Annotated in this window: 25 protein-coding genes; 7 read left to right on the top strand and 18 right to left on the bottom strand. The window is 71.8% G+C overall.

Annotation, left to right across the window (positions count from 1 at the left end; all coding sequences use genetic code 11):
• Positions 1–1,158 (top strand): acyl-CoA dehydrogenase family protein, encoded by a 1,158-nt coding sequence (locus AB3X52_RS12305; protein WP_367994375.1) that lies wholly within the window; start codon positions 1–3, stop codon positions 1,156–1,158.
• Positions 1,159–1,332: a hypothetical protein gene (locus AB3X52_RS12300; RefSeq protein ID WP_367994374.1), complete on the top strand. Its 174-nt coding sequence runs from the start codon at positions 1,159–1,161 to the stop codon at positions 1,330–1,332.
• A 265-nt stretch (positions 1,333–1,597) separates the two neighbouring features.
• On the opposite strand, the gene era is transcribed toward AB3X52_RS12300, so the two are convergent.
• Positions 1,598–2,518, bottom strand: a complete 921-nt coding sequence (gene era / locus AB3X52_RS12295; protein ID WP_367994373.1) for a GTPase Era — start codon at positions 2,516–2,518, stop codon at positions 1,598–1,600.
• Positions 2,515–3,303: a siderophore-interacting protein gene (locus AB3X52_RS12290; RefSeq protein ID WP_367994372.1), complete on the bottom strand. Its 789-nt coding sequence runs from the start codon at positions 3,301–3,303 to the stop codon at positions 2,515–2,517. The genes era and AB3X52_RS12290 overlap by 4 nt, the downstream gene beginning before the upstream one ends.
• Before the next feature lie 108 nt (positions 3,304–3,411).
• Here AB3X52_RS12290 and AB3X52_RS12285 point away from each other — a divergent pair, with 108 nt between their 5' ends.
• The gene (locus AB3X52_RS12285; RefSeq protein WP_367994371.1) at positions 3,412–3,708 is read left to right on the top strand and encodes a hypothetical protein; all 297 of its coding nucleotides are present in this window, start codon (positions 3,412–3,414) and stop codon (positions 3,706–3,708) included.
• Here the strand turns inward: AB3X52_RS12285 and AB3X52_RS12280 are convergent.
• The 3 genes from AB3X52_RS12280 to AB3X52_RS12270 form a co-directional block, all read right to left on the bottom strand.
• Positions 3,684–4,994 (bottom strand): class I SAM-dependent methyltransferase, encoded by a 1,311-nt coding sequence (locus tag AB3X52_RS12280; protein WP_367994370.1) that lies wholly within the window; start codon positions 4,992–4,994, stop codon positions 3,684–3,686. The two genes, AB3X52_RS12285 and AB3X52_RS12280, sit on opposite strands and share 25 nt — an antisense overlap.
• Positions 4,991–6,412 carry an FAD-binding oxidoreductase gene (locus AB3X52_RS12275; protein ID WP_367994369.1) on the bottom strand — a complete coding sequence of 474 codons (1,422 nt, stop codon included), beginning with the start codon at positions 6,410–6,412 and terminating at the stop codon, positions 4,991–4,993. The genes AB3X52_RS12280 and AB3X52_RS12275 overlap by 4 nt, the downstream gene beginning before the upstream one ends.
• Before the next feature lie 147 nt (positions 6,413–6,559).
• A complete protein-coding gene (locus AB3X52_RS12270) occupies positions 6,560–8,362 on the bottom strand; it encodes a chloride channel protein (protein WP_367994368.1) in 1,803 nt (600 codons plus the stop codon).
• A gap of 58 nt (positions 8,363–8,420) precedes the next feature.
• Between AB3X52_RS12270 and AB3X52_RS12265 the strand changes: the two genes are divergently transcribed.
• Positions 8,421–8,825 (top strand): MarR family winged helix-turn-helix transcriptional regulator, encoded by a 405-nt coding sequence (locus AB3X52_RS12265; protein ID WP_367994367.1) that lies wholly within the window; start codon positions 8,421–8,423, stop codon positions 8,823–8,825.
• Between the two features lie 63 nt (positions 8,826–8,888).
• On the opposite strand, the gene AB3X52_RS12260 is transcribed toward AB3X52_RS12265, so the two are convergent.
• From AB3X52_RS12260 to AB3X52_RS12245, 4 genes are read right to left on the bottom strand one after another with little or no spacing between them, the layout of a single operon-like run.
• A complete protein-coding gene (locus tag AB3X52_RS12260; protein WP_367994366.1) occupies positions 8,889–9,239 on the bottom strand; it encodes a cytidine deaminase-like protein in 351 nt (116 codons plus the stop codon).
• Complete coding sequence (locus AB3X52_RS12255; RefSeq protein WP_367994365.1) at positions 9,211–10,569, bottom strand: hemolysin family protein; 1,359 nt, start codon at positions 10,567–10,569, stop codon at positions 9,211–9,213. Before AB3X52_RS12255 ends, AB3X52_RS12260 begins: the two co-directional genes overlap by 29 nt.
• A gap of 12 nt (positions 10,570–10,581) precedes the next feature.
• Positions 10,582–11,046 (bottom strand): rRNA maturation RNase YbeY, encoded by a 465-nt coding sequence (ybeY, locus tag AB3X52_RS12250; protein ID WP_367994364.1) that lies wholly within the window; start codon positions 11,044–11,046, stop codon positions 10,582–10,584.
• Positions 11,043–12,131, bottom strand: a complete 1,089-nt coding sequence (locus AB3X52_RS12245; RefSeq protein WP_437440551.1) for a PhoH family protein — start codon at positions 12,129–12,131, stop codon at positions 11,043–11,045. Before AB3X52_RS12245 ends, ybeY begins: the two co-directional genes overlap by 4 nt.
• A gap of 180 nt (positions 12,132–12,311) precedes the next feature.
• On the opposite strand from AB3X52_RS12245, the gene AB3X52_RS12240 reads away from it, so the two are divergent.
• Positions 12,312–13,256 carry a Gmad2 immunoglobulin-like domain-containing protein gene (locus AB3X52_RS12240; protein ID WP_367994363.1) on the top strand — a complete coding sequence of 315 codons (945 nt, stop codon included), beginning with the start codon at positions 12,312–12,314 and terminating at the stop codon, positions 13,254–13,256.
• Between the two features lie 105 nt (positions 13,257–13,361).
• Here the strand turns inward: AB3X52_RS12240 and AB3X52_RS12235 are convergent, their stop codons facing one another.
• The 3 genes from AB3X52_RS12235 to hrcA form a co-directional block, all read right to left on the bottom strand.
• The gene (locus AB3X52_RS12235) at positions 13,362–14,102 is read right to left on the bottom strand and encodes a 16S rRNA (uracil(1498)-N(3))-methyltransferase (RefSeq protein WP_367994362.1); all 741 of its coding nucleotides are present in this window, start codon (positions 14,100–14,102) and stop codon (positions 13,362–13,364) included.
• A 14-nt stretch (positions 14,103–14,116) separates the two neighbouring features.
• The gene (gene dnaJ, locus AB3X52_RS12230) at positions 14,117–15,295 is read right to left on the bottom strand and encodes a molecular chaperone DnaJ (protein WP_367994361.1); all 1,179 of its coding nucleotides are present in this window, start codon (positions 15,293–15,295) and stop codon (positions 14,117–14,119) included.
• A 70-nt stretch (positions 15,296–15,365) separates the two neighbouring features.
• Positions 15,366–16,403: a heat-inducible transcriptional repressor HrcA gene (gene hrcA, locus AB3X52_RS12225; RefSeq protein WP_367994360.1), complete on the bottom strand. Its 1,038-nt coding sequence runs from the start codon at positions 16,401–16,403 to the stop codon at positions 15,366–15,368.
• 141 nt (positions 16,404–16,544) lie between these two features.
• Between hrcA and AB3X52_RS12220 the strand changes: the two genes are divergently transcribed.
• Entirely contained in the window at positions 16,545–17,252 is a 708-nt protein-coding gene (locus AB3X52_RS12220) for a hypothetical protein (protein WP_367994359.1), read from the top strand.
• 27 nt (positions 17,253–17,279) lie between these two features.
• On the opposite strand, the gene AB3X52_RS12215 is transcribed toward AB3X52_RS12220, so the two are convergent.
• On the bottom strand, positions 17,280–18,020 hold the full coding sequence (locus tag AB3X52_RS12215) for a GNAT family N-acetyltransferase (RefSeq protein WP_367994358.1): 741 nt from the start codon (positions 18,018–18,020) through the stop codon (positions 17,280–17,282).
• A gap of 51 nt (positions 18,021–18,071) precedes the next feature.
• Here AB3X52_RS12215 and AB3X52_RS12210 point away from each other — a divergent pair, with 51 nt between their 5' ends.
• Positions 18,072–18,917, top strand: a complete 846-nt coding sequence (locus AB3X52_RS12210; protein ID WP_367994357.1) for a DUF3097 domain-containing protein — start codon at positions 18,072–18,074, stop codon at positions 18,915–18,917.
• A gap of 16 nt (positions 18,918–18,933) precedes the next feature.
• Here AB3X52_RS12210 and AB3X52_RS12205 read toward each other — a convergent pair whose 3' ends face one another.
• From AB3X52_RS12205 to imuA', 5 genes are all read right to left on the bottom strand, one after another.
• Positions 18,934–19,128 carry a PspC domain-containing protein gene (locus tag AB3X52_RS12205; RefSeq protein ID WP_367994356.1) on the bottom strand — a complete coding sequence of 65 codons (195 nt, stop codon included), beginning with the start codon at positions 19,126–19,128 and terminating at the stop codon, positions 18,934–18,936.
• An 81-nt stretch (positions 19,129–19,209) separates the two neighbouring features.
• Positions 19,210–20,448 (bottom strand): radical SAM family heme chaperone HemW, encoded by a 1,239-nt coding sequence (gene hemW, locus AB3X52_RS12200; protein ID WP_367994355.1) that lies wholly within the window; start codon positions 20,446–20,448, stop codon positions 19,210–19,212.
• A gap of 67 nt (positions 20,449–20,515) precedes the next feature.
• A complete protein-coding gene (locus tag AB3X52_RS12195; protein ID WP_367994354.1) occupies positions 20,516–24,001 on the bottom strand; it encodes an error-prone DNA polymerase in 3,486 nt (1,161 codons plus the stop codon).
• Between the two features lie 38 nt (positions 24,002–24,039).
• Positions 24,040–25,677: a DNA polymerase Y family protein gene (locus AB3X52_RS12190; RefSeq protein ID WP_367994353.1), complete on the bottom strand. Its 1,638-nt coding sequence runs from the start codon at positions 25,675–25,677 to the stop codon at positions 24,040–24,042.
• Positions 25,677–26,351, bottom strand: coding sequence for a DnaE2-dependent mutagenesis accessory factor ImuA' (gene imuA' / locus AB3X52_RS12185; RefSeq protein WP_367994352.1), 675 nt, complete (start codon positions 26,349–26,351; stop codon positions 25,677–25,679). The genes AB3X52_RS12190 and imuA' overlap by 1 nt, the downstream gene beginning before the upstream one ends.
• Positions 26,352–26,493: the final 142 nt, after the last annotated feature.

The raw sequence follows: 26,493 nt of genomic DNA, 5'->3' as shown, positions 1-26,493 counted from the left end.
ATGCGTCGTACCGTCTTCGACGAGGACCACGAGACCTTCCGCAAGACCCTGCGTGCCTTCATCGAGGCCGAGGTCGTGCCGCACTACCAGGAGTGGTTCGAGGCGGGCATCGTGCCGAAGGAGTTCTATGGCAAGCTCGCCGAGCTCGGCATCTTCGGCATCGAGGTTCCCGAGGAGTACGGCGGCGCGGGGATCGACTCGTTCAAGTACGCCGCGATCCAGTACGAGGAGACCGCCCGTGCCGGCGTGACCTTCGGTGGCTCGGGTGTCCACGTCGCGCTCTGCCTCCCCTACCTGCTCAAGCTGGGGACGAAGGAGCAGCTCGAGGCCTGGATGCCCGGTTTCGTCTCCGGCGAGACGATGTTCGCGATCGCGATGACCGAGCCCGGCACCGGCTCCGACCTCGCGGGCATGCGGACGACGGCGAAGAGGTCCGACGACGGCGACCACTACGTCCTCAACGGCGCCAAGACGTTCATCACCGGCGGCGTCAACGCCGACCGCGTCATCGTGTGCGCGCGCACCGCTCCCCCGCTGGAGAACGACCGTCGCTACGGCATCTCGCTCTTCGTGGTCGACACCGCGTCCGAGGGCTACCAGGTCGGCCGCAAGCTCGACAAGATCGGGCTGCGCACCTCCGACACCGCGGAGCTCTCCTTCACCGACGTGAAGGTCCCGGCGTTCAACCTCCTCGGCGAGGAGAACCAGGGCTTCTCCTACCTCGGCCAGAACCTTCCCCAGGAGCGCCTCGGGATCGCGTACGGCGCCTACGCCCAGGCCGCCGCGGCGGTGCGCTTCGCCAAGGAGTACACCCAGCAGCGCACCGTGTTCGGCAAGGAGGTCGCCTCCTTCCAGAACACCAAGTTCGAGCTCGCCGCCTGCCAGGCGAAGGTAGACGCGGCCCAGGCCGTCGCCGACCGCGCCCTCGAGGCGCTCGACGCCGGCGAGCTGACCCCGGCCGAGGCCGCCTCCGCCAAGCTCTTCTGCACCGAGGTCGCCTCCGAGGTGATCGACCGCTGCCTGCAGCTGCACGGCGGCTACGGCTACATGAACGAGTACCCCATCGCCCGGCTGTACGCCGACGCCCGGGTCAACCGGATCTACGGCGGGACCAGCGAGGTCATGAAGATGATCATCGCGAAGAGCATGGGGCTCTGAGTGACCGCACTCTCCCTCGCCTCGGTCCTCGCCGAGCCGGCCCGCCGACGCCCGGAGGCACAGGCTCTCGCGCATCACAAGTACCCGCGTGTCATCCAGGTCGTCCCCGAGTTCCCCCTCGGGCCGTCCAACAAGGTGCTCAAGCGCGAGCTGCGCCGCCAGTTCGGGGGTTGAGTCGCGCGTTCGGACCGGCCGAGTTGTCGGTTCGGACCGGCCGAGTTGTCGGTTCGGACCGGCCGAGTTGTCGGTTCGGACCGGCCGAGTCGCGCGTTCGGACCGGCCGAGTTGTCGGTTCGGACCGGCCGAGTGGTGGGTTTCGGTGCCGAGCCGCACCACAACCCGCAACTCGGGCCGTCACAACCCGCAACTCGAGCCGTCACAACCGGCAACTCGAGCCGTCACAACCCACAACTCAGGCCGTCACAACCCGCAACTCGGGCTAGAAGCCGAGCTTGCGCAACTGGCGCGGGTCGCGCTGCCAGTCCTTGGCGATCTTCACGTGCAGGTCGAGGAAGACGGGGACGCCGAGCAGCTCGGCGATCTGGAGGCGGGCCCGCTTGCCGACGTCCTTGAGACGGGCACCGCGGTGGCCGATCACGATGCCCTTCTGGGAGTCGCGCTCGACGTAGAGGTTGGCGTGGACCTCCATCAGAGGCCTGTCGTCAGGCCGTCCCTCGCGGAGGCCCATCTCCTCCACGACAACGGCGATGGAGTGCGGCAGCTCGTCGCGTACGCCGTCGAGTGCTGCCTCACGGATCAGCTCGCCCACGAGGATCTCGTCGGGGCTGTCGGTGAGCTCGCCCTCGGGATAGAGCGGCGGCCCCTCCGGGAGGAGACCGACCAGCAGGTCGGCGAGGAGCGTGACCTGGTCGCCGGCGACGCTCGAGACGGGGACGAGCTCGGCCCAGGTGATGCCGAGCTCGTCGCCGAGCGCCTGGATGTCGAGCAGGTGGGAGGCGATGCGCTCCGGGCTCGCCAGGTCGGTCTTCGTCGCGACCGCGACCCGCTTGATGCCCTTCTTGAGCTTGGCCAGCTCGGTCGCGATGTGGCGGTCGCCGGGGCCGACCTTCTCGTTGCTCGGGAAGCACATCGCCACGACGTCCACCTCTGCCCAGGTGGTGTGGACGAGGTCGTTGAGCCGCTCGCCGAGGAGCGTGCGGGGCCGGTGGAGGCCGGGGGTGTCGACGAGAACGAGCTGGCCGTCGGGCCGGTGCACGATGCCGCGTACGACGGTGCGCGTGGTCTGCGGCTTGTCGGAGGTGATCGCGACCTTGGTGCCGACCAGCGCGTTGGTCAGGGTCGACTTGCCGGCGTTGGGACGACCAACGAAGGAGACGAAGCCGCTTCGGAAGTCACTCATCGCTGCTCCTGCTGGGCGTCGTCGTAGCGCTGCCAGATCTGCTCGTCGGTCAGGCCGGCCGCCTTGCCGGCGCGGTAGATCGGCCCCGGGTCGACAGCGCGCGGCTGCCGGACCGCACCGCCGCGCCAGTAGCCCATCACGTCATAGGCGTGGGAGTCGAGTCTGACCTCCCGCATGAGGTGCTTGCGGATCGCACGCATCTGCGCCGACTCCCCGGCCATCCAGAAGTAGCCGTCGCCCTCCGGCCAGTCGATGCCCTCGACGACGCTGGCGAGCGCGCTCGCCCCCTCCGCCGGCGGAGCCAGCCACGTGACCGCCGGCCCAGCAGGGAGGTAGCCGGGCAGGTCGTCGGGCACCTCCGCCCAGATCCGGGTGGGGATGCCTCGCGCGAGGGTCGTCTCGGCGATCCTGGCCATCGCCGGCATCGCCGTCAGGTCGCCGACGAGCAGCACCCACGCAGCGCCGTCCGGGGCGGCGTAGGAGCCCTTCGGCTCCGTGATCGTCACCGTCTCTCCCACGACGTCGGTGCGGCTCGCCCACTCCGTGACCAGGCCGACCTCGTGGACCACGATGTCGAGCGTCAGCTCGCCCTCCGCCCACGAGCGCACGGTGTAGTAGCGGCTCTGGAACTGGCCCGGCACGACCAGGCCCACCCACTCGTCGGGGACGCCGGTGGACTCGAAGCCCGCCAGCCCCTCGCCGCCCAGCACGAGCCGGACGAGGTGGGGCGAGACCTGCTGGCGACGGAGTACGACGGCGGCGTACTGCTGGGCCCTGGTGCTCATCGGCACAAGGTTATCTGCGCGCCAGACCTCGTCAGCAATCAGCGCAGCGACGCATCAGGCATAGCGTTGTTTCGCTGTCATCTGGTGACAGCCACACAACGCCATCTCATGATCGCATCGCAGGCGCTCCCGCAGCTGCCGATCGCGTACGGCGTCGGCGAACTGCTCCATGTCGCCGTAAGCCTCGTGCGCGCCTTCCCCGCCGATCGCGATCCAGCCCGCGTCCTCGACGTCGCCGTCGTGACCGATCAGCTCGCCGTCGAACGATCGGTGGACCTCTCCCGTCTCCGGCTCGAGATATCCGGCGGCATAGTCGCCCTGTCCGAGCAGATCGCCGATCTCGGACAGGGCGACACGGTCGAGGTCCGCCTGCGTGCGTGTCAGAAGGTGTGGCGCAGCGGGTAGCCCGAGTCGCCCGTGACCGTCTTGGTCGCGAGGACGTGGTGGAGCTGGATGTTGTTGCGCTCGAAACCGAGCCGCGAGCCCGCCATGTAGAGCCCCCACACCTTGGCGGTGCCGAGACCGACCTCCGCGACGCACGCGTCCCAGTGGTCGACGAGGTTCTTGTTCCACCCCGTCAGCGTCTTGGCGTAGTGCACTCGGATGTTCTCGTGGTGCTGCACCTCGAGCCCGGCGTCCTCGACGGCGCTGACGATGGTGCCCGAGCCGATCAGCTCGCCGTCGGGGAAGACATAGCGGTCGATGAACTTCCCGGCGCTGGCGCGCGAGGTGTTGTCGGGCCGCGTGATGCAGTGGTTGAGCAGCCGGCCCTGCGGCTTGAGCCGGGACTCGATGAAGCCGAAGTACGACGGGTAGTTGGCGACCCCGATGTGCTCGGTGAGGCCGATCGAGCTGACCGCCTCGAAGCCGGTCTCGGCGACGTTGCGGTAGTCGGAGAACCGGACCTCGGCGAGGTCGTCGAGGCCCTGCCTCTTGATCTCCTCCTGGGCCCAGGACGCCTGCTCGCGCGAGAGCGTCACGCCGAGCGCCTTGACGCCGTAGTGCTTGGCCGCGTGACGGACCATCCCGCCCCAGCCGCAGCCCAGGTCGAGCAGGCGCTGACCGGGCTTGAGACCGAGCTTCTGGCAGATCAGGTCGTACTTGGCGTACTGCGCCTCCTCGAGGGTGGCGTCCTCGGTCGGGAAGAGCGCGCACGTGTAGGTCATCGAGGGGCCGAGGACGTACTCGTAGAAGGTGTTGGAGACGTCGTAGTGGTGGTGGATCGCGTCCGCGTCGCGCTCCCGGCTGTGGCGGCCCCAGGTGAGCGCATTGAGGGACGCGTGCCGCAGCCCCTCGACCGCGTGGCGCCACGCCGGCAGGTGCTCCTGCGGCGGCGGGGCGGGCGGGCGGAAGTTCTTGACACCCAGCGTGCGCACGATCTCGAGCAGCTCGGCCGGCTTCGGCGCACGGAAGTCGGTCTTGTCGAGGATGAGCGAGAGCAGCGGGTAGGGATCCCCGGGATGGGTGCCGTGCAGCTCGAGATCACCGCTCACGTAGGCACGCGCCAGACCGAGGTCGCCCGGCGCGGTCAGGATGTAGGCGAGCCCGCGGGGGGTCAGCAGCTCGAGGGCGTACTCGGAGTCGGGGTTGCCCGAGACGCTGCCGTCGTACGCCTGCAGGCCGATCGGCAGCCCGCCCTCGAAGAGCGCGTTGATGGTCCCTGCGATGCCCTGGCCCTGGTGTGCCGTCATCGTCTCTTCACCGCCTTGTCATAGAGGCTCGTCAGCCTGTCGTCGGGGTCGTAGCGGCGCTTCACGGCGGCGAGGTGGGCACCGTCGTAGAGCGCGTCGAAGGTCTCGCGGTCATAGAACGCCTCGGAGTAGAGCGACTTGTGACCACCGAGCTTGTGGACGCGCGCCTCGATCGCGCGGTTCTTGGGGGCGTCGACCGCCTCGGGGCCGACGTGGACCGTGCCCCAGAAACCGGCGTTGACGTAGACCTTCCCCGGCTCCAGGGGGTACGACGGCCACTTGTGCCCGTCGCTGCCGGCGCCGGTCGAGACCAGCGGGCACAGCCACACCGGACGCATCCCGACCTCGTCGTCGAACCAGTCGAGGAACGCGCCGAGCTGGTCGACCGGGACCTCGATGTCCTGCACGACCCGCTCGCGCAGGGGACGGCCGGCGCGCCGGTCGAGCCGGTCGGCGATGTCGAAGCGCCGGTCGAGCCCGAGAAGCCTCATGTAGACGTCGGACCGGCGGAACCGGCGCGGCCACAGCCGGCGGATCGCCGGGTTCTGCGCCCCGAACGCGCCCGAGCACCAGAACCAGTCGGTGTCCCAGCGCCACAGGTAGTCGTACATGGTCAGCAGGTCCGTCTCACGCTCCTGGATCGAGCGGTAGTAGACCTGCTGGCCGGCATAGTCCGACGGCGCCACGTTGCGGTCGTCGAGCCCGGCGAGGTCCGTCCAGGTGGCGAGGGTGAGGTAGTACTCCCCCGGCGCGAACGCCACCCCGTCGAGACCGTCGACCCGGATCGTCCTGCCGCCGTCGTCGTACGTCTTCGTCGCGGTGATCTCGGCGATGGCCTTGGCGAGCACGTCCACGTCGTCGAAGCGCACGTGGCGCAGGCTGACGTAGCCCGGGACCGGCTCGAGGCGGATCTTGAGCCGGGTGGCGTAACCGAGGCTGCCGTAGGAGTTGGGGAAGGTGTCGAAGAGATCGCGGTGCTCGTCGTCCGGGCCGGGGCGCACGGTGACGACCTCGCCGGCGCCGGTGAAGACGTCCATCTCGAGGACCGACTCGTGCGGCAGGCCGTTGCGAAAGCTCGTCGCCTCGATCCCGAGACCGGTCACGGCGCCGCCGAGCGTGATGGTGCGCAGCTGCGGGACGACGTAGGGGATGAGGCCGTGCGGCAGGGTCGCGTCGACGAGGTGCTCGTAGGTGCACATCCCCTGGACGTGGGCGGTCCTGGCCACCGGGTCCACCTCGATGACGCCGGTCAGCCCGCTCACGTCGAGGCCGGGCGCGGTGGAGGCCGCCCGGGCGCGGAACAGGTTGGTGGTCTTCTTGGCGAGCCGGACCGGCGCGCCGGCGGGGATCGCGGCGTACGACGCGCGCAGGCGCGCCACCGCGGCCTCGTGCTGCTCCCAGGCACTCGTGTCGGTCACGGTCTTAACGTACCCGCGCCCGCTCGCTCCCAGCCCGCGCCCCCGGATGTCACGGTCGCGGACCGCCCCGCTAGTCTCCCGCCACTCCATCACGTCCGCGCTCGCCGTGGAGCGAGTGCCGGCGCGCGCCTCCCCTCTTCAGAGGGCTCAGCGCGCGCGCTCGACGAGACGGACGCTCAGCACGCGCTGGCGCTCGCGGGCCTCCTGCTGGTCGCGGCGACGCGCGGCCAGCAGCTGGGGCAGGGACACGATCCCGACCACCCGGCGCGCGTCGTCACGGTCGACGACGGGCAGCGTCGTGACGTCCTGGACGGCCATCTCCTCGGCGACCACCCGGAGCGGCTGGTCGGCGTGGGTGAGCGTCGGGTCGGTGACCATCAGGTCCGCCACCGTCCGGGTGTCACCGTCGCCGACCGCGAGCAGGTCGCCGCGAGCGACGACGCCGAGCAGGTGCCCGCACGCGTCGACGACGGGGTAGAGCCGCTGTCGCCAGGCCGCGCCCGCCGGGTCGCCTGAGCGGTCCTCGATCGTACGGCGCGCCTCGACCGCCGTGAGATGGGTCTCGAGCTCGACGACCTCGGTCGTCATCACCTCGCCGACGAAGAGGATCTCGAGCGGGTCCACGTCGTACTCACGGGTGAGGTGGTAGCCGCGGCGCGCGATCTTCTCGGTGAGGACCGAGCGCTTGAGGAGGAGCACGGACGCGCCGTGAGCCGCCATCGCCGCGATCGTCAGCGGGAGCAGCGCCTCCCACCGCTGGGTGAGCTCGAGCGAGAAGACGACGCCGGTGAAGGGTGAGCGCATCACGCCGCCGAGCACGCCGGCGAGGCCGACCGCCGCCCAGAAGCCGGGGCCGACGTTCGGCAGGACGTGGGCCTCGAGGGCACCCACGGCGCCACCGATCATGAAGATCGGCGCCAGCACGCCGCCCGAGGTGCCCGAGCCGAGCGAGAGCGACCAGATCAGCGTCTTGACCACGAGGATGCCGACGACGAGACCGAGGCTGATGGTGCCGGTGAGCTCGGCGTCGATGACGTCGTACCCCACGCCGAGCGCCTGCGGGACGATGAGCCCGCCGACACCGATGACCACGCCGCCGATCGCGGGCCACCACATCCAGTGGATGGGGAGCCGGCGGAAGGCGTCCTCGGACAGATAGACGAGCACCGTGGCGACCACCGCCAGCAGCGCCGAGACCACGCCCGAGACCGCGCACAGCAGGTAGTCGACGTCGTGGAGGTGCAGCGCGCCGTGGGCGGGGAAGATCGCGCCGCCGCCGAGCAGGTGATGGCGCAGCACCGTGGAGACGGCGACCGCCGCCGACACCGGGACCAGGCTCCGCGGTCGCCACTCGAAGAGGAGCAGCTCCGCGGCGAGGCAGATCGAGGCGAGTGGCGCGTTGAAGACCGCCGCCATCCCGGCCGCCGATCCGGCGACCAGGAGGGTCTTGCGCTCGTCGGCGGTGAGCCGGAGGAACTGCGCCAGGATCGAGCCGAGGGCGCCGCCCGTCATGATGATCGGCCCCTCGGCCCCGAACGGTCCGCCGGTCCCGATGGAGACGGCCGCCGAGATCGGCTTGAGGACCGCGACGCGAGGCTGGACCTTGCTGCCACCGAGCAGGATCGACTCGATCGCCTCCGGCATGCCGTGACCGCGGATCTTCTCCGAGCCGTAGCGTGCCATCAGGCCGACGACGAGTCCGCCGGCAACGGGGGCGAGCAGCACGATCCACCACGGGGCGTGCTCCCCCGGCGAGACGAGGGCCGTGGAGAGGCGCTGGTGAAAGACGACGTTGGTGATGAGGCCGATCAGCTTCAGGAGCAGCCAGGCGGCGCCCGCGCCGAAGGCGCCGACGGGCAGCGCGAGCGCCGCGATCAGAACGAGTCGCGGTGTGGCGGTGAAGTCCCCCAGGTGTCGGACGTCGCGGACGGTGGTCGGTGCTGCTGGCAACGGGTCTCCTCGACCTGGCTCGGTAATATATCGTGTTGCGACATATTACAGTGAGCGCGTGGCCACCGACGCGCAGTACCAACGCCTGCTCGCATTCCGGAACGCACTGCGGCAGTTCGACCAGTGGAGCCGTGACGCGGCCAAGCGGCACGGCCTCACCCACGCGCAGCACCAGCTGATGCTCGCCATCCGTGGCAGCACGACGCCCCAGGGACCCACCGTCGGCGAGATCGCCGACGCTCTCCTGGTTCGCCATCACACCGCGACCGAGCTCATCGACCGGACCGAGGAGCTCGGGATGGTGGCGCGCACGCGCGACAAGGAGGACTCGCGTCGCGTCCACCTCGCGCTGACCGAGCACGGCCACGAGACTCTTGCGGCACTGACCGCCGTCCACGTCGAGGAGCTGCGTCGGCTCGCACCGATCTTCGAGACCCTCCCCCGCCCGCGCGCGGACGACTGACCCGCCCGAGCAGCGGCCCGGCGGCTACGCACCTCCTGGCAGGAGAGTGAAAGAACGGGAGGCTCAGGAACGCGCGGCCGCGACCATGGCACCGCGCGGGTCCCCGGTCAGGACCGGGACACCCTCCCCCGCGAAGTCGCGCACGACCGCGAGGTCGGCCTCCGCGACCTGGCCCGCCTCGCCCAACACCACGACGGCCTCGAGGCCCTTCGACCCGGAGGAGATCGCCATCGCGACGCAGACCCCGACCGCCGACACCGCGAGCGACGGCAGGTCGACCGTCGCGGCGGCGTAGGTCCGACCGTCCAGATCACGGCACGCCGCACCCTCGGCCGCGCCGGTGCGCGCGCGCGTGGCACGCGCCAGGGTCACCAGCTTGCGGTCCTCAGGGCTCAGCTCGGGCAGGTCGCTCATCCTTCTCCTTCTCCGGGTGGTCGTCGCGGCGCCGGTCGCCGCGGTCGTCGGGGTCGCCCTCCTCGGGCGGCGGCACCGTCGCGATCCGGACGGTGCCGATCTTGTTGCGTCGGCCGGCCGTTCTCTCCGCCTCGAAACGAAGGCCGTGGACCTCCACCACCGACCCCGGGATGGGGACCAGGCCGAGGTGCTTGGCCATCAGGCCGCCGACGGAGTCGACGTCCTCCTCCTCGACCTCGAAGCCGACGAGCTCCTCCAGGTCGCTCACCAGGAAGCGGGAGGGCACCCGCCACGAACCGTCGTCCAGCCGGTGGGGCTCGCGGTCCTCGACGTCGTACTCGTCGGTGATCTCGCCGACGATCTCCTCGAGGACGTCCTCGATGGTGATGAGGCCGGCGGTGCCGCCGTACTCGTCGACGACGACCGCGATGTGCTGACGGTTCTTCTGCATCTCGGCGAGGAGCTCGTCGACCGGCTTCGACTCCGGCACCCATGCGGGCGGCCGCATCAGCTCGTCGACCCGCTGCGTGGTCTCGACGTCGGGCGCCTCGAAGTCGCGGCGCACCAGGTCCTTGAGGTAGGCGATGCCGACGACCTCGTCGAGGCTGTCGTCGATCACCGGCATCCGGGAGAAGCCGGAGCGCAGGAACAGCGAGAGCGTCTGACGGATGTTCTTGTGGCGCTCGACGTAGACGATGTCGCCGCGCGGCACCATGACCTCGCGGGCGGTCGTGTCGCCCAGCTCGAAGACGGAGTGGATCATGCGCCGCTCGTCGGCCTCGATCAACGAGGACGCCTCGGCCAGGTCGACGAGCTCACGCAGCTCGGTCTCGGTCGAGAAGGGCCCCTCGCGGAAGCCCTTCCCGGGGGTCAGGGCGTTGCCGATGAGGATGAGCAGCGACGGGATCGGCCCGAGCACGGCGGTGATCGCGGTGATGGGCGCCGCGGTCCACAGCGCCACCCGCTCGTGGTGCTGACGCCCGAGCGTGCGCGGCGCGACCCCGATGGCGACGAACGAGATCACCGTCATCGCGCCGATCGTCGTGGCGACCGTCGACCACCACGCGCGGTCGTAGGCGTCGTACACCCAGAGGGCGACGAGCACGATGGCGCCGATCTCGCACAGCAGCCGGAGCAGCAGCACGGTGTTGAGGTAGCGCGGCGGGTCGGCGAGCAGCGTCAGGAGCCGCTTCGCGCCCGCCCGCCGCTCGTCGGCGAGCTCCTCGGCCCGCGCGCGGGAGAACGAGTTGAGCGCCGCGTCGGCGGCGGAGAAGAGCCCGGCGAGTACGACGAGCGCGACCGCTGTGACCAGCAGCCTGGCGTCATCCACGACCGCGACCGCCTACTGCGGAGCCTTGGCCGCCGAGCCCCACTGCTCGAGCAGCGCGGCCTGGAGACCGAACATCTCCTGGTGCTCCTCCGGCTCGGCGTGGTCATAGCCGAGCAGGTGGAGGATCCCGTGAGTGGTCAGCAGCTCGATCTCGGCGAGCGTGCCGTGGCCGGCGGTCGCGCCCTGCTTCTCGGCCACGCTGGGCGCGAGGATGAGGTCGCCGAGGACCCCCTCCTCGGGCTCCTCGTCGAGAAGACCCGGCCGCAGCTCGTCCATCGGGAAGGCGAGGACATCGGTCGGCCCCTCCTTCTCCATCCACTGCTCGTTGAGCTGCGCGATGGTCGCCTCGTCGACGGCCTTGATGCACAGCTCCGCCGCGGGGTGGACCCGCATCCGGTCCATGACGAACCGGGCCAGCCGGGCGAGGTGGTCGACATCGAGGTCGTACCCGGACTCGTTGAGCACCTCGATGCTCACTGTGCGCCTCCGCCCGTGTGGCTCTTCTGGTGGTGCAGCGGGCCCGGCGGGCGCTGCTGCTCGGTGCGCGCATCGTAGTCGTCGTAGGCCGCGACGATCTTGCCGACCAGCCGGTGGCGTACGACGTCGTGGCTGGTGAGCCGGTTGAAGCTGATGTCCTCGACGTCGTCGAGGATGCCCTCGACGACCCGGAGACCGGACTTCTGGCCGTTCGGCAGGTCGGTCTGCGTGATGTCGCCGGTGACGACGATCTTGGAGCCGAAGCCGAGCCGGGTGAGGAACATCTTCATCTGCTCGGGGGTGGTGTTCTGCGCCTCGTCGAGGATCACGAACGAGTCGTTGAGGCTGCGCCCACGCAGGAACGCCAGCGGCGCGACCTCGATCGTCCCGGCCGCCATCAGCTTGGGGATCAGCTCGGGATCGAGCATGTCGTGGAGCGCGTCGTAGAGCGGTCGCAGGTAGGGGTCGATCTTCTCCGTCAGGGTGCCGGGCAGGAAGCCGAGCCGCTCCCCGGCCTCGACCGCCGGCCGCGACAGGATGATGCGGTTGACCTGCTTGGACTGCAGCGCCTGGACCGCCTTCGCGACCGCGAGGTAGGTCTTGCCGGTGCCGGCCGGCCCGATGCCGAACGTGATCGTGTGCTTGTCGATCGCGTCGACGTAGCGCTTCTGGTTGAGCGTCTTCGGCCGGATCGAGCGCCCGCGGTTGGAGAGGATGTTGAGCGAGAGCACATCGGCCGGGCGCTCGGTGGTCTCCGCGCGGAGCATGCCGATGACGCGCTCGACGGTCTCGCCGGTCACGCCTTGGCCGGTCCGGATGATCTGGACGAGCTCCTCCAGCACGCGCTCGACGAGCGCGATCTCGGAGGGCTCGCCGTGGAGCGTGATGCGGTTGCCGCGGACATGGACGTCGGCGTCGAAGCTGCGCTCGAGGATGCCGAGATATTCGTCGGCGGGACCGAGGACGCTGACCATGTCCACGCTGTTCGGCACGACGACCGTGTGGCGGGTGACGGGCCTGCCGTCGCGCGTGGGCTCGCGCGTGGTGTCGTCGGCGGAGCGGGGGTCTGGGGAGCGATCGGTCATGGATGCCCGATGACGGGCCCTTTCGGTGCGGCTGCGGAACTGTTCCATGCTACGCATCCGAACGGTTCCGGCCCACCTGAGATTCCCGCCGTACGCCGCGGTGCAACCCCGGCGGGCCGAGTCGCGTCTCCTCGGCGTGGGGCCGCGACACGGCCTCACGCCGGCGGGGAGGATGGAGACATGAGCGAGCAGACCAGCCCGGTGACCACGCGGCAGCGCCTCCGCCTGATGGGCGGCGTCGTCTCCGCAGCAGGCGCCCTCGCCGCCCTCGCGGCCTGCGGAGGCGGCTCGAGCGCCACCGACCCGGCCGCACAGACATCGCCGAGCTCCCCGGCGGCCTCCTCCCCCGCGGCGTCCTCGTCCACCGACACGGGCTCGTCGGACGGCTCGTCCGGAGCGACCACGACGGTGCCGGTCTACCTCCTCGGCGACTCGCCGACCGGGCCGCGCCTCTTCCGCGACTCCGCCGAGGTGCCGCAGGACGCGCCGCTGACCGGCGCCGTGCAGTACCTCATGAGCGGCCGGTCCGCGGACCCGGACTACCGGTCGGCGTACCACTCCGGCGCCTTCGGCGACGTCACCTACGACACGCAGAAGGGCTTCACCGTCGCGCTCGCCGACGACTCGCTCGAGCAGGCCGGCGGGATGAGCAAGAAGGAGGCCATGGTCGCCGTCCAGCAGCTCGTCTACACGCTCGAGGCCGTGCAGGGCACGAAGAACGCCCCCGTCACGGTCGTCGCCGACGGCGCGCCCACGCGGCTCTTCGGACTCAACACCGCCAACGGCCTCGAGCCGGTCGACGAGCTCGACGTCCTCAACCTGGTCAACGTGCTCTCCCCCGGCGAGGGTGGCGAGGTCAGCGGGTCGTTCGTCGCGAACGGGCTCGCCAGCTCGCCCGAGGCGACCGTGCCCTGGACGGTCACCGACAGCAAGGGCAAGGTCGTGAAGAAGGGCTTCGCGACCGCGGACGGGTGGATGGACAAGCTCTATCCGTGGAAGGCGACGGTGGACGTCTCCGACCTCGCGCCCGGCGACTACACCTTCACCGCCTCGACCGACGACCCGTCCGGTGGCGCCGAGGGTCACGGCCCCTCGAAGGACACCAAGACGATCACCGTCTCCTGACCGGCTGAGGTCACCTGGCCGAGTTGAGAGGCCTCCCGCGGGGCTGGAGGAAACTCGCGCGAGACGAACTCGGCTGCTCGTTCTCCAGACTTCGCCGGGTGGAGGCTAGGCCCAGCGGGCGGTGCGGGCGAGGAGCGCGGCGACGGCGGCGAGGCCGGCGGTGGAGGTGCGAAGCACCTCCACCCCGAGGCGTACGGCGACCGCGCCGGTCGCCTCGAAGGCGGCGATCTCGTCGTTGGTGAGGCCGCCCTCGGGGCCGACGACGACCACGACCTCGCCGTCGGCCGGGACGGTGACGGAGGAGAGCGGCAGACCGCCCTCCTCATGGAGCACGACGGCCGCGGCCGCCCCACCGAGGATCGCCGCCACCGTCTCGGTGGTCGCGAGCGGCTCGACGACCGGGAACCACGAACGGCGCGCCTGCTTGGCCGCCTCGCGGGCGGTGGCGCGCCACTTCGCGAGGGACTTCTCCGCGCGCTCGCCCTTCCACACCGCGACCGAGCGGGACGCCGCCCAGGGCACGATGCGTGCGGCGCCGATCTCGGTGAGCACCTCGACGGCGAGCTCGCCGCGGTCACCCTTGGGCAGTGCCTGGACGACGGTGAACGCCGGTTGCGGCCGCTCGCCCGCGACGACCTCCTCGACGGTGACGGTCATGGACCGCTTGCCGGTCGAGGCGACGGCGCCGGTCACCGACAGTCCCTCGCCGTCGGTCAGGACGACGCGCTCGCCGACCCGCAGGCGGCGTACGGCGACGGCGTGGTGCGCCTCGTCGCCGTCGACGCTCACCTGGTCACCGAGGGCGACGCCGGCCAGCGAGGGGACGAGGTGGACAGGGAGCGACATCGGTGACCCGAGGCTCAGTGGCCGAACGCGTCGCGCAGCCGGCCGAAGACACCGCGCCCGGACGCACGCAGCTGGCCCTCCGCCGCCTCCTCGCCGCGCAGGGCGGCGAGCTGGTGCAGCAGGTCCTCCTGCGCCGGGTCGAGACGGGTGGGCGTCTCGACGGCGACGGTGACGACGAGGTCGCCGCGCCCGCCGCGCAGGCCGGGGACGCCCCGCCCGCGCAGGACGTGCTCGCTGCCGGACTGGGTGCCGGGACGCAGCTCGAGCTCGAACGTGGTCTGCAGGTCGGTCTTCTGCGGGCCCTCCTCGCCGACGAGGTCGGACTCGAGGGTCGGCAGCGTCAGCGTGGTGCCGAGCGCCGCCGCCGTCATCGGCACCGTGACCGTGCAGTGCAGGTCGTTGCCGTGGCGGGAGAACGTCGGGTGCCTGGCGACGTGGATCTCGACGTACAGGTCGCCAGCGGGTCCACCACCGGGGCCGACCTCGCCCTGCTCGGCGAGCTGGACGCGCGTGCCGTCGTCGACACCGGCCGGGATCTTCACGGTCAGTGTGCGGTGGGAGCGGACCCGGCCGTCGCCACCGCAGTCGCGGCAGGGGTCGGGGATGATCGTGCCGAAGCCCTTGCAGGCCGCACAGGGCCGCAAAGTGCGGATCTCGCCGAGGAACGAGCGCTGGACATAGGCCACCTCACCGGCGCCGTGACAGGTCTCGCACGTCACGGGGCGGCTGCCGGGCGCCGTACCCTCGCCGTGGCAGGTCTCGCAGACCACCGCGGTGTCGACCTTGAGCTCGCGGGTGACGCCGAACGCCGCCTCCGCCAGCTCGACGTCGAGCCGGATGAGGGCGTCCTGGCCGCGGCGTACGCGCGGACGGGGCCCGCGCCCGCCGGCGGTGCCCCCTGCGGCGCCGCCGAAGAAGGCGTCCATGATGTCGGTGAAGGAGAAGCCCGCGCCCTGGGCACCGAAGCCGCCGCCGAAGACGTCACCGCCCCGGTCGTACGCCGCCCGCTTCTGCGGGTCGCTCAGGATCTCGTAGGCGTGCGAGATCTCCTTGAACTTGTCCTGCGACTCCGGGTCGGGGTTGACGTCGGGGTGGTATTGACGCGCCAGCTTGCGGTACGCCTTCTTGATGGCGGCGTCGTCCGCGTCGCGGTCGACGCCGAGCAGCTCGTAGGGGTCCAACTTCTCCCTCATCGCGTGAGATCCGGTAGGTGTTTCAGGTGGTGCTGGTCTGGTTCTGCGCGTCGCGGCTCGATGGCGGCGGTCAGGCCTCGTCGAGGATCCGCGACAGGTAGCGTGCGACGGCCCGCACGGCCGCCATCGACCCGGGGTAGTCCATCCGGGTGGGGCCCACGACACCGAGCGTGGCGATGGCCTCGTCGCCGGGGCCGTAGCCGGTGGCGACGACGCTCGTCGAGGACAGCTCCTGGTAGGGCCCCTCGGCACCGATGCGGACGGTGACGAGACCGCCCGCGGTGGCCTCGCCCATCAGCTTGAGCAGCACGACGTGCTCCTCGAGCGCCTCCAGCAGCGGGCGTACGGCGGTGTCGAAGCTGTCTCCGAAGCGGGCGAGGTTGCTCGTGCCGCTGACCGCGATCCGCTCGTCGCTGCGGTGGTCGCTCATCGCCTCGACGAGCGCCTCCACCACGACGGCGGTGATGCCGCCGTCGGCGGCGGGCCGGTCGGCCCGCGACATCCGCTCGGCGGCCTTCCGCAGCTCGTCGGCGGCGGCGCTGATCAGCTGGCCGCCGGCCGCACGGTTGAGCCGGGAGCGAAGGTCGAAGAGTGCCTCGTCGGTGATCTCGGCAGGCAGCTCGACGACGCGCTGCTCGACGCGGCCGGTGCTGAGGATCAGCACCAGCAGGAGTCGGGTCGGCGCCAGCGCGACGACCTCCACGTGACGCACCGTCGACCGGCTCAGCGTGGGGTACTGCACGATCGCGACCTGGCGGGTGAGCTGGGAGAGCAGCCGGGTCGAGCGCTGGACGATGTCATCGAGGTCGACGGCACCCTCGAGGAAGCTCGAGATCGCGCGCTTCTCGGCCGACGACATCGGCTTCACCGTGGTCAGCCTGTCGACGAAGAGCCGGTAGCCCTTGTCGGTCGGGACGCGGCCGGCGCTGGTGTGGGGCTGGGTGATGTAGCCCTCCTCCTCCAGCACCGCCATGTCGTTGCGGACCGTCGCCGGGGACACGCCCAGCCCGTGACGCTCGACCAGCGCCTTGGAGCCGACCGGCTCCTCGGTGCGGACGTAGTCCTCCACGATCGCCCGGAGCACGGCGAGCCTGCGGTCGTTCTGCATCCGTCGCCTCCTCCGGCCTGGCACTCATTCCTGGCGAGTGCCAAGACTACCCGCCTCCCCCAGGGCGACGGCCAGACGACACCCTTGCCAGACCACCCCGACGCCCTTTAGGTTAGGCTCACCTAACTATCGAATCGTGAGGTGGAGATGACCCGCACGTACGCCGACCTGGCCGCACCGGCGGCCCTTGCCCGCAGCATCCTGTCGTGCCCCGCCGAGGTCGACCTGGTCGTCGACGGCGTGCCGCATCCCCTTGCCGACGACACCCGGCTGCCGATGCAGGACCTGGCCGGCGTCCCGACCTTCGCGTGCACTCCGGGCGGCGCGCTCTCGCGGGCCGGCGCCGACGGCCTTCACGTCGTCGTGACGGTGCGCAGCGGCCTCGGGCCCGCCGCCTCGTCGCTGCGCGAGCCGAGCCTCGCGATCGCCGGGCGTCTGCGCCCAGACGGCCGCGAGGCCTGCCAGTGCTGCGACGAGATCCGCGACCGCCTGGTCGTCGACCTCGACCTCGTCGCCGTCGTCCGCGGCGGGGAGCGGACCGCCGTCGCCGTGGAGGACTTCCTCGACCCTGCGCTGCACCTCAACCCGGGCTACCTGCAGCGCGCCGTCGAGCACGCCAACGACCACCACGGGGACGAGCTGCGACACGCGGTCGCCTCGCGCACCGGCGTACGACCGCGCTCGATCGTCGCCGTCCACCTGCGCGACCTCACCCCACGCAGCGTCGAGGTCGCGTGGATCACCGCCGAGGGCGGGACCCGGACCGTGCTGCGCTTCCCGAGCGTCGCCCGCACGCCGGAGGAGCTCGGCGACCTGCTGCGCCGCGCGCTCCACCCCGGGTTGTGCTGAGCCGCGCTGGAGCCCCAGGCGACGCGGTCAGCCCTGCGGCGCGCGGACGCCGCGGAAGGTCATGACCCGCCGCTCCTCGAACCCGAGCGCGCGATAGACCCTGATCGCGCCGAGGTTCTCCGACGCGGCATGGAGGAACGCCCTCTCGCCCCGCGCGCGTACGCCGGCCACGACCGAGCGCACCAGCCGCGCCGCGAGCCCCTGACGGCGGTGGTCGGGGTCGGTCGCGACGGCACTGATCTCGGTCCAGCCCTCCGGGTGCATCCGCTCCCCCGCCAGCGCGATGAGCCGGCCCTCCCGGCGGAGACCGAGGTAGGTGCCCATCAGCGGCGTGCCCGAGCGGAACGGTCCCGGCTTCGTGCGGCTCACGAGGTCGACCATGTCGTCGACGTCGGCGCTCCCGAGGACCACGAGCTCAGGGTCGAGGTCGGCCTCCACCCGGTCGGTGGCGAGCATCTGCACGCCGGTGCCGCCTCCGACGCTCCATCCCGCCGGAGCCGGCACGTCGTCGCCGGTGATCAGCACCTCGCCACCGGGGCCGACCAGGGCGGCCAGGTCCGCCCAGGCCTGCGGGTCCTGAGGGTCGGCGAGCGCCCCGAAGACGGAGATGTCGCTGCGGTAACGACGCGCCAGTCCCGCTCCCACGTCCGCACCCTCCGCGAGGTGGGCATGGGGTCCGACCAGGGAGTGCCAGACCGGGTTGTCGAGGGCCGTGTCGGAGGCTGTGTCGCGCGCGTGGGCCTGCGGGTCGATCGTCACAGTCCTCATTGTCCGGCGTGCCTCGCTGCGCTCGTCGGCGGGCTTCCCTACGGTGTCCGGGTGGCTGATCGATACGGGACCGACGTCCTCGCCGGTGACTGGCGCAAGCCCAAGCGTGGCCGTGCCGTGGAGACTCCTGCGGAGTACGGCGCTGTGGTCGAGGAGGTCGAGACCGACTTCGTGGGCGAGATCGTGAAGGTCGACCGCGACCTCTTCACGGTCACGCTCGAGGACCGGCGCGGCAAGCGTCGTACGTTCCCCCTGGGCCCCGGCTTCCTGCTCGAGGGCAAGCCGGTCATCCTCACGCCGCCGGTGGTGCGCACGGCGCCCGCCAAGCCCACCCGCACCGCGTCCGGCTCGATCGCCGTCGAGAACGCCCCGGCACGCGTCGCCCGGGCCTCGCGGATCTTCGTCGAAGGGCGCCACGACGCCGAGCTGGTCGAGAAGGTCTGGGGCGACGACCTGCGCATCGAGGGCGTGGTGGTGGAGTACCTCGGCGGCGTCGACGACCTCGCCGACCACCTCGTCGACTTCAAGCCGGGCCCGCAGCGGAAGGTGGGCGTCCTCGTCGACCACCTGGTCAAGGGCTCGAAGGAGTCCCGCATCGCCGAATCGATCCGACGCTCCGCGGTCGGCCAGCACGTGCTGATCCTCGGACACCCGTTCATCGACATCTGGGAGGCCGTCAAGCCCGAGCGGCTCGGCCTGCGCGAGTGGCCCACGATCCCGCGCTCGATCGAGTGGAAGAAGGGCATCTGCCAGCACATGGGCTGGCCCCACCGCGACCAGGCCGACATCGCTCGCGCGTGGAAGCACATCCTGTCCAAGGTGTCGTCCTTCAACGACCTCGATCCCGCCCTGCTCGGACGGGTCGAGGAGCTCATCGACTTCGTGACGGTGGACTGACCTCAGCGGCCGGTCATCACCGACGGTCGTCAGCCGGCATCAGGATCCACAGCACGAGATAGGCGATGAACTGCGGTCCGGGCAGCAGGCAGGAGAGGACCGCGATGATCCGGACGACGGTCGGGTCGAGGTCGTAGCGACGGGCGATGCCGGCGCAGACGCCGGCGATCCAGCGGCCCTGGCGCGGGCGGGACAGCGTGGTGGTGCTCATGGCTCCACTGTGGCGCGCCTCGGCGCTCCGTCCCATCCGGGGCGACCCTGATCTTTCCCCGAGCCGCAGCGGGACGCCTGCCTAGGGCAGGAGGTCGCGCACCACCGCGTCGGCGAGGAGGCGACCCGCGTCGGTGAGCACCAGACGGCCGTCGTACGAGCCGGACGGCTCGTGGAGGAGACCACGCGCGACCTGCTCGGGCACGGCGGCGCGGCCGCTCTCGTCGAGGACGTCGAGCGACAGGCCGTCGACGAGACGCAGCTCCAGCAGGACGCGCTCCACCCGTCGGTCCTCCTCGGACAGCGTCTCGCGGGCGTGGGCCGGGCTCACGCCCGCATGGATGCGGTCGGCGTACGCCGCGGGGTGCTTGACGTTCCACCACCGGACGCCGCCCACGTGGCTGTGGGCGCCGGGGCCGACGCCCCACCAGTCGCCGCCCTGCCAGTAGAGCAGGTTGTGGCGGCAGCGCTGCTCCGGCGTGGTGGCCCAGTTGGAGACCTCGTACCAGGTCAGCCCGGCGGCGCGCAGCAGTTCGTCGGCCAGGAGGTACTTGTCGGCCAGGTCGTCCTCGTCCGGCATCGGCAGCTCGCCGCGCCGGACCCGACGCGCGAGGGCGGTGCCGTCCTCGACGATGAGGGAGTACGCCGACAGGTGGTCCGGTCCGCTGGCGAGGGCCGCCTCCACGGACCTGCGCCAGTCGGCCAGGCTCTCGCCCGGGGTGCCGAAGATCAGGTCGAGGGAGAGCCCATGAGAATCGGACGCGGTGAAGCCGGCGGCACGGGCCCACTCGACGACGGCCGGGACGCGCTCGGGGTCGTGGGTGCGGTCGAGCGTCGCGAGGACGGCCGGCACAGCGCTCTGCATGCCGAGACTGAGCCGGGTGAAGCCGCCGGCCCGCAGCGCCTCGAGGTCCTCCGGCGAGACGCTGTCGGGGTTGGCCTCCGTCGTGATCTCGGCGTCGGGGCTCAGGCCGAACTCGTCGCGGATCGCGCCGACGATCGCGGTCAGGTCCGCGGGCGGCAGGAGGGTCGGCGTACCGCCGCCGAAGAAGATGGTGTCCACCGGCCTGTCCGCGTCGCCGAGGACCTTCCGGGCGAGCCGGATCTCCGCGACCGCCTGCTCGGCGTAGGTCTGCCGGGACACGCCCGGTCCCAGCTCGGTCGCGGTGTAGGTGTTGAAGTCGCAGTAGCCGCACCGCACCGTGCAGAACGGCACGTGGACGTAGAACCCGAGGCCCTGGTCGCCCAGGGTGTCCAGTGCCGTCGCGGGCAGCGCGCTGTCGGACGGCGCCGGGTCGCCGGGGGGCAGAGCAGAAGGCACGTTCCCATTATCGAGTCGGCACCCATGGTTGGCCGAGTCGGCGTGCATGTCCGCCGACTCGGCCAGGTCAACGGAAGTCGCGGGAGCGGTGGCGGGCCAGGAGGGCGGCCGCGGCACCGGGGTGGACCTCGGCGAGCGGGGCGAGCCGGTCGGCGACGAGGTTGGTGACGCCGTCGCTGCGCTCGAGGATGCCGCGAACCACCATCGCCGAGGAGGAGACCGCCACCGTGCGGTAGCGCTGCCAGACCCCCGCCGTACAGATCACGTTGAGCATGCCGGTCTCGTCCTCGAGGTTGAGGAAGGTGACCCCACCCGCGGTGCCGGGACGCTGTCGGTGGGTGACCAGGCCGGCCACCGTGATCCGGCGCCCGGCCTCCCACGCCGACAGCTCGTCGATCGCCGGGATCCCCGCCACGGCAAGTCCCGACCGCAGGTGGACGAACGGGTGGCCGGCCGGGGTCACCCCCGTGGCCCACAGGTCGGCGAGCGTCGTCTCGACCGCGTCCATCTCCGGCAGCATCGGCGCCTCTCCGGCGAACCTCAGCCCCTCGAGCTGCTCCTCGGTCTCGGTCCAGCCCGCCTGCCACAGCGCCTGGCGGCGGTGGGTCCTCCCGCCGGTCGAGCCGGTCGAGACCTCGTCGAGGACGCCGGCAGTGGCGAGCGCCTCCAGCTGACGCCGGTCGAGCCCGGCGCGGCGGGAGAGGTCGAGCTGGTCGGCGAACGGTCGCTCCTCCCGGGCCGCCACGATCCGCTCGGCCACCTCCTTCCCGATGCCCCGCACCGAGTCGAGGCCGAGACGTACGGCGAACCCGCTGTCCCTCCGGTGCTCCGGCGTGGGGTCGGGCGTCCCCGGCACCCACTCGGTGGGCTCGCCCTGGTGGTCCTGCAGGCACCTCGCCGAGTCGGCGTACGTGTACGCCGACTCGGCACGCCATCTGCGCCGACTCGACGCGCCATCTGCGCCATCTGCACCGACTCGGCCATCAAGAGCCTCGAGGTCGGCGGTGGCTCCGGAACGCAGCAGGTCGGGACGGCGCACCTCGACCCCGTGTCGACGCGCGTCCTGGACGAGCGACTGCGGCGAGTAGAACCCCATCGGCTGGGCACGCAGCAGACCGGCGAGGAAGGCTCCGGGATAGTGCAGCTTGAACCACGACGAGGCGTAGACGAGCTTGGCGAAGGAGAGCGCGTGGGACTCGGCGAAGCCGAAGTTCGCGAAGGAGAGGATCTGGGTGTAGACCGTCCGCGCCTGCTCCCCCACGAGCCCCTTCTCCTCCATGCCGCGGAAGAGTCGCTCCTTGAGCGACTCGATCCGCTCGATGCCACGCTTGGAGCCCATCGCCCGGCGCAGCAGGTCGGCCTCGTCCGCGGTGAAGTCGCCGAGGACACGGCCCATCTCCATGAGCTGCTCCTGGAAGAGCGGGACCCCGCGGGTCCGCTCGAGCACCGGCACCAGCAGCGGGTGGGCATAGGTGATCGGGTCGCGGCCGGTCGCGCGGCGTACGTAGGGGTGGACCGCGCCGCCCTGGATCGGGCCGGGCCGGATCAGCGCGATCTCGATGGCGAGGTCATAGAAGCAGCGCGGCTGGAGCCGCGGCAGGGTGCCGATCTGGGCCCGTGACTCCACCTGGAAGACGCCGACCGAGTCCGCGCGACAGAGCATGTCGTAGACCGCCGGCTCCTCCTTGGGGATGGTCGCCAGCTCCCACCGCTCCCCCAGCCGCGTGTCCACGATGCGCATCATGTGGTCGAGCGCGGCGAGCATGCCGAGCCCGAGCAGGTCGAACTTCACCAGCCCCATGAACTCACAGCCGTCCTTGTCCCACTGCAAGACGGTCCGCCGCTCCATCCGGGCGCGCTCGATCGGCACTACCTCGCCGATCGGCTCCTCGGTGAGGACCATCCCGCCGGAGTGGATGCCGAGATGGCGCGGCGCGCCGAGGAAGTCCCGGGCGAGGGCGAGCACCGGCTCGGGGATGCCCGCGTCGTCGGGCGCGTCGACGGTGGACCAGCTCTGGATCGTCTTCGACCAGGCATCCTGCTGGCCGGGGCTGTGGCCGAGCGCCTTCGCGGCGTCGCGGACCGCCATCTTGGGCCGGTAGCCGACGATGTTGGCGACCTGGGCGGCGTTGCGGCGGCCGTAGGTGTCGTAGACCCACTGGATCACCTCCTCGCGCCGGTCGGAGTCGAAGTCGACGTCGATGTCGGGCTCCTCCTCGCGGTGCACGGAGATGAACCGCTCGAAGGGGAGGTTGTAGAAGACCGGGTCGATCGCCGTGATCCCGAGCGCGTAGCAGACCGCTGACGCCGCCGCCGATCCTCTCCCCTGGCAGAGGATCTGTCGTGACCTGGCGTAGGCGACGATGTCGTGGACGATGACGAAGTAGCCCGGGAAGTCCTTCCCGATGATCACGTCGAGCTCGTGCTCCACCCGCTTCCTGGCACGCGCGACGAACTCCGGGTCGCCGCCGACACCGCCGTACGCCGCCGCGTACCGCTCCGCGAAGCCCTCCTCGACCAGCTCGCGCAACCAGGTGGCGGCGGTGTGTCCCGCGGGGATGCCGCGCTTGGGCAGGTGGGGCTTCGCCTTCTGCAGGTCGAAGGCGCACTCGTCGGCGATCGTCACCGAACGGGCGACCGCGCCGGGATAGCGACGGAAGCGGTGGAGCATCTCCTCGCCGCTGCGCAGGTACGCCGTCGGCCCGGCCGGCAGCCAGCCCGCGATCTCGCTCAGGGACCTGCGCGCGCGGACCGCCGCCATCGCGTCGGCGAGGCGATGGCGCTCGGGCGTCGCATAGTGGACGTTCCCGGTGGCGACCGTGGGCAGGCGGAGCTCGGCGGCGATCGCGGCCAGCCGGTCGTTGTCGCTGCTGTCGGTCGGGTGCCCGCGGTCGGTGAGCTCGACCACGACGTTGTCCCGGCCGAACCGTGTCACCAGGTCGCGGATCGCCTCCGGGCTGCGGAAGCCCTTGCGGCAGCCGGTGAGGACCAGCCAGCTGCCCCGGCCGCCGCTGACCGACCGGTCAGTCAGCTCGTCGAGGTCGTAGACCGGGCGCCCCTTCTCATCGCCGCGCAGCTGGGCGTCGGTGATCGCCGCCGCCAGGCCGCGGTAGCCCGCCACCCCTCTGGCCAGCACGAGCAGGTGGGAGCCCTCCGGGTCCGGCACGCCGTTCTGCGGCCCGGTCAGCCCGAGGGAGAGCTCAGCGCCGTACACGGTCTTGACGACGCCGGCGTGCAACTGCGCGGCCTCGGCGCACAGCGGCGCCCCGTAGAGCCCGTCGTGGTCGGTGATCGCGAGCCCGTGGAGCCCGAGCCGGACCGCCTCCTCGATGAGCGCGGTGGGACTGCTCGCACCGTCGAGGAAGGAGAAGTCGGAGTGGCAGTGGAGCTCGGCGTACGGCACCACGGGGCCCTCCGGCGGCGCCACCTCGTGGCGCTGGGGCCGTCTCCTGCGCCGCGAGATCGGCGCATCGCCGTGCGGGTCCTCGGCAGGACGCCCCGAGAGCCGCCGCTCGAGCTCCTTCCACGGGAGGTTCGGGTTGGACCACCCCATCAGCGGTCCTGCCTGTTCATGGGCATGCACCCCGCAGCTCAGTCATACGCCGCCTCCGTGACCCAGCGGTCGGCACCGTCCCCGGAGCTGTCGTAGGTGACCAGCCAGGCGCGGCCGTCGACGCCGACGAGCTGGAAGCGGGCGACCTGGCGACCGCCGTCGGTCTCCCACCACAGCTCGGTGACCGGCCACGGCCCCGCCCAGGCGGCGACGGGCTGCCATCCCTCCCGTTCGCCGACGCGGAAGCGGGCAGGCTCACCGGACACGCCCCCGCGCGGCAGCACCGCCACCGGCCGCCCGGCCGCGTCGAGGACCTCCGCCGGACGCGGCTCCGCGAAGACCCGGCACGGCGCGGGCGGCGGGATGCTGCCCGGCCAGGGCAGCGAACGGTCCCGCAGCGCCTCGGCCCGGTCTCCCCAGGGACGGAACGCCTGTCGGTCCGCCGGCGACCGCCCGCCCTGGAGGACGGGAGCGACGACCGCCTCGTGACCCAGCATGCCCTGGACCCGGGCGACGCCGCGCTCGACACGGGCGTCCGTGCCGCCCCAGAGCCCGTCGGCGTGAACCGACTCCGGCATGACCACCTCGGGCGCGAGCCGCACCGTCGTCACCGCCGCGCGGACGTCTCCGGCACGGAGCGTGCCGACGAGCTGCCAGTGCAGCCGGTCGACGAGATCGCCGGCGCCGAACCAGCGCGGATGCAGCCAGCGTCGCTCCGAGGCGACCCCCACGGCCCCTTCGGTCTCGACCTCGATCCGCACCTCGGTGCACACCAGCTGCCGCTCCCCCAGCTGGGCGACGAACCGCTCCGCGGTCTGCTTCGCGCTGAAGCAGACCGTCTCCGCCGAGACGAGCGGCGGCTCGAAGGAGACCTCACAGGTCAGGTCGGGCGGCGGGGTGCGCCCCGCGACCGGTCGCACCCCACCACCGTGGACGACGCGGCGGATCCAGTCGGCTTGAGGCCCGAACCGGGCGCGCACGTCCGTGCCCGGCAGGTCGGCGAGATGGCCGAGCGTGGGCAGGCCGAGCCGCTGGAGCAGGCTGACCGCGTCGGGATCGTCCAGCACGCTCACCGGCAGCCGGCGCAGGAACCTCGCCGATCCGCCGGCCTCGACGACGTACGTCTCCTGGAGGGCGGCCGTCCGCGCCGCCTGCTCGGCGGTGAACAGCTCGTCGGCGATCCCGACGCGGACGTCCCAGACGCCGAGCGAGACCACCGCCTCCGCGATCGCCGCCCCCGCCTCGGGCTCGCCGCCGTAGTAGCGCGCCGGCGAGCGCAGCGCCACGAGTCCTGGCCGCAGCGGCATCACCCCCGGGCGCAGCCGCTCGAGCGCGGCCAGCACCTCCTCGAACGCCCGCGCGTCGCGGGCCTCGTCGGCGGCCAGCACGAGCAGCTCCGGGCAGCGCGCCTGCGCGTCGCGGCGACGCATCCCGCGGCGTACGCCGAACTCCCGCGCCGACGCGTTGCAGGCCTGCACGAGGTGGGCACCCGCCGCACCGCCGAACACCGCGGCCGGCAGGTGGCGCGGCTTGTCCTCCGCCGCCAGCGCCACCGCGACCGGCCAGTCGGCACACCAGACCACCAGGACCCTGCTGGACCGCTGGGTCGTCCGCTGGGCCGTCCGCTGGGCCGTGGACTGGGTCGTGGACTGGGTCGTGGGCTGCTGGAGGGTCATCAGCCGACCTCGCGCACGTCGTCCGCCACCGGCTCGGGCACGGCACGCCGCAGGGCACCGTCGGCGGCGGGGAACCAGAGGGAGGTACGCCGGGCGGGGGCCGCCCCGCGGCGCACCTCGACCACCAACCGCCGGGCGCGCAGGTGGCCCTCGCCGCACCCCGCCCCCGACCACTGCGGCGCCGCGACGCTCAGCCGCGCGTCCGCCCGCGGCCAGTCCTGCCCCCGGTCGCCGACCGCGATGAGCGCGGCGCCCCGGGTCCGGAGCCGGGCACCGAGCTTCTCCGCGATCCGGTCAGGGACCCGGCTGGGCGGACGGACCGCGACGAGCGTGACGACGTCGACGAGCGCGGCGGTCGCCTCGAGCCAGGAGTCACGCGGCCGCGGCACGAGGATCGTGCGGTCGAGGTTGATGCCGAGCTCGGCGGCCGCCTCCACGCCGAAGTCGTCGACCCCGACGACGGCACACCACTCCCCGGCCCGCGACGGGCCGGCGAGCAGGGCCATCGCCAGGCTCAGACCGTCGACCGCGTAGGCACCGCCGGCGCGCAGCTGCACAATCCCGGAGAGCGCCTCATGGGTCGCGATCTCCCGGCCCGCGAGCGACCTCTCCAGCCCGCGCATGCGAGCTCGGAGACGCTCGATCTCCTCGGTGCGTGCTGCTGTTGCTGCCACACCTCAGCATCGAACATTTGTTCGACGTAGTCAATCGCGCGTCGCTCCCTTCAGCCGCCTGCCGGCTGCCGCCTACCCACCGCCCAGCCAAAGTGTCACCGTGACCCTTTGAGGCGTGGGCGACAGTTCACATCTGTCGCCC

Source organism: Nocardioides eburneus (assembly GCF_040838215.1).
Lineage (GTDB): Bacteria > Actinomycetota > Actinomycetes > Propionibacteriales > Nocardioidaceae > Nocardioides > Nocardioides eburneus.
Note: the sequence above shows the minus strand (reverse complement) of the source record. Positions and strands in the feature narration are given on the sequence as shown.

Excerpts from the sequence above, each read along its gene's own strand:
- AB3X52_RS12290 (WP_367994372.1), bottom strand. The coding sequence starts at position 3,303 with ATGAGCACCAGGGCCCAGCAGTACGCCGCCGTCGTACTCCGTCGCCAG.
- dnaJ (WP_367994361.1), bottom strand. The coding sequence starts at position 15,295 with ATGAGGGAGAAGTTGGACCCCTACGAGCTGCTCGGCGTCGACCGCGAC.
- AB3X52_RS12235 (WP_367994362.1), bottom strand. The coding sequence starts at position 14,102 with ATGTCGCTCCCTGTCCACCTCGTCCCCTCGCTGGCCGGCGTCGCCCTC.
- AB3X52_RS12215 (WP_367994358.1), bottom strand. The coding sequence starts at position 18,020 with ATGAGGACTGTGACGATCGACCCGCAGGCCCACGCGCGCGACACAGCC.
- AB3X52_RS12260 (WP_367994366.1), bottom strand. The coding sequence starts at position 9,239 with ATGAGCGACCTGCCCGAGCTGAGCCCTGAGGACCGCAAGCTGGTGACC.
- hrcA (WP_367994360.1), bottom strand. The coding sequence starts at position 16,403 with ATGCAGAACGACCGCAGGCTCGCCGTGCTCCGGGCGATCGTGGAGGAC.
- AB3X52_RS12305 (WP_367994375.1), top strand. The coding sequence starts at position 1 with ATGCGTCGTACCGTCTTCGACGAGGACCACGAGACCTTCCGCAAGACC.
- AB3X52_RS12190 (WP_367994353.1), bottom strand. The coding sequence starts at position 25,677 with ATGACCCTCCAGCAGCCCACGACCCAGTCCACGACCCAGTCCACGGCC.
- AB3X52_RS12205 (WP_367994356.1), bottom strand. The coding sequence starts at position 19,128 with ATGAGCACCACCACGCTGTCCCGCCCGCGCCAGGGCCGCTGGATCGCC.
- AB3X52_RS12285 (WP_367994371.1), top strand. The coding sequence starts at position 3,412 with ATGATCGCATCGCAGGCGCTCCCGCAGCTGCCGATCGCGTACGGCGTC.
- AB3X52_RS12280 (WP_367994370.1), bottom strand. The coding sequence starts at position 4,994 with ATGACGGCACACCAGGGCCAGGGCATCGCAGGGACCATCAACGCGCTC.
- era (WP_367994373.1), bottom strand. The coding sequence starts at position 2,518 with ATGAGTGACTTCCGAAGCGGCTTCGTCTCCTTCGTTGGTCGTCCCAAC.
- AB3X52_RS12240 (WP_367994363.1), top strand. The coding sequence starts at position 12,312 with ATGAGCGAGCAGACCAGCCCGGTGACCACGCGGCAGCGCCTCCGCCTG.
- AB3X52_RS12245 (WP_437440551.1), bottom strand. The coding sequence starts at position 12,131 with ATGACCGATCGCTCCCCAGACCCCCGCTCCGCCGACGACACCACGCGC.
- AB3X52_RS12195 (WP_367994354.1), bottom strand. The coding sequence starts at position 24,001 with ATGGGGTGGTCCAACCCGAACCTCCCGTGGAAGGAGCTCGAGCGGCGG.